At 58.6% G+C, this 1,267-nt stretch carries 1 rRNA gene; it reads left to right on the top strand.

The annotated features are described in order from the left end of the window. Nucleotides 1-1,267, top strand: a 23S ribosomal RNA gene (locus EK369_RS22750); the annotation flags it as partial.

The raw sequence follows: 1,267 nt of genomic DNA, 5'->3' as shown, positions 1-1,267 counted from the left end.
CTAGAAGCCGCGAGTTTTTGGCGCGTACTTACGTACGTATCGAACGGATCAGAGTGCCAAGTGGGCCACTTTTGGTAAGCAGAACTGGCGCTGTGGGATGAACCAAACGCAGAGTTAAAGCGCCTAAATCGACGCTCATGGGATACCATGAAAGGCGTTGGTAACTTAAGACAGCAGGACGGTGGCCATGGAAGTCGGAATCCGCCAAGGAGTGTGTAACAACTCACCTGCCGAAGTTACTAGCCCTGAAAATGGATGGCGCTGTAGCGTCGTGCTTATACTCTGCCGTCAGCGGCAGGAGCGGCGCGGCCGGGAGCGTTCGCGCGCTCGGTCGCGTCACGAAGCTCTGACGAGTAGGAGGGTCGCGGCGGTGAGCGCAGAAGGACTGGGCGTGGGCCCGTCTGGAGCTGCCGTCGGCGCAGATCTTGGTGGTAGTAGCAAATACTCCAGCGAGGCCCTGGAGGACTGACGTGGAGAAGGGTTTCGTGTGAACAGCCGTTGCACACGAGTCAGTCGATCCTAAGCCCTAGGCGAAAGCCGATGTCGATGTGGCGTGTTTATTGTACTTGTATACCACTATACGGATGGTATGGTCATATAATCCGTTCACGTCCGACGGGCGAAAGGGAATCCGGTTCCTATTCCGGAACCCGGCAGCGGAACCGTTAACAAGTCGGGCCCTCGTATGAGAGTTCGTCGGGGTAACCCAAAAGGACCCGGAGACGCCGTCGGGAGATCCGGGAAGAGTTTTCTTTTCTGCATGAGCGTTCGAGTTCCATGGAATCCTCTAGCAGGGAGATATGGTTTGGAACGCGAAGAGCACCGCAGTTGCGGCGGTGTCCGGATCTTCCCCTCGGACCTTGAAAATCCGGGAGAGGGCCACGTGCGGGTGTCGCGCCGGATCGTACCCATATCCGCAGCCGGTCTCCAAGGTTAAGAGCCTCTAGTCGATAGAATAATGTAGGTAAGGGAAGTCGGCAAATTGGATCCGTAACTTCGGGATAAGGATTGGCTCTGAGGATCGGGGCGTGTCGGGCTTGGTCGGGAAGCGGGTCCTGGCTGACGTGCCGGGCCTGGGCGAGGTGATGGTGCGGGCTTCGTGCCCGTGCCGGATCCGAGCTCGGTCCCGTGCCTTGGCCTCCCGCGGAACTTCCTTGCTGCGAGGCGTCGGTTCGCGGCTCGCGTCGCGGCCGGCTGTCCTCTTCGGCCGCCATTTAACGGTCAACTCAGAACTGGCACGGACTAGGAGAATCCGACTGTCTAATTA

It is taken from the genome of Shimia sediminis, assembly GCF_003990645.1.
Taxonomy (GTDB): domain Bacteria; phylum Pseudomonadota; class Alphaproteobacteria; order Rhodobacterales; family Rhodobacteraceae; genus Shimia; species Shimia sediminis.
This window is presented reverse-complemented; position numbering and strand designations above follow the sequence as displayed.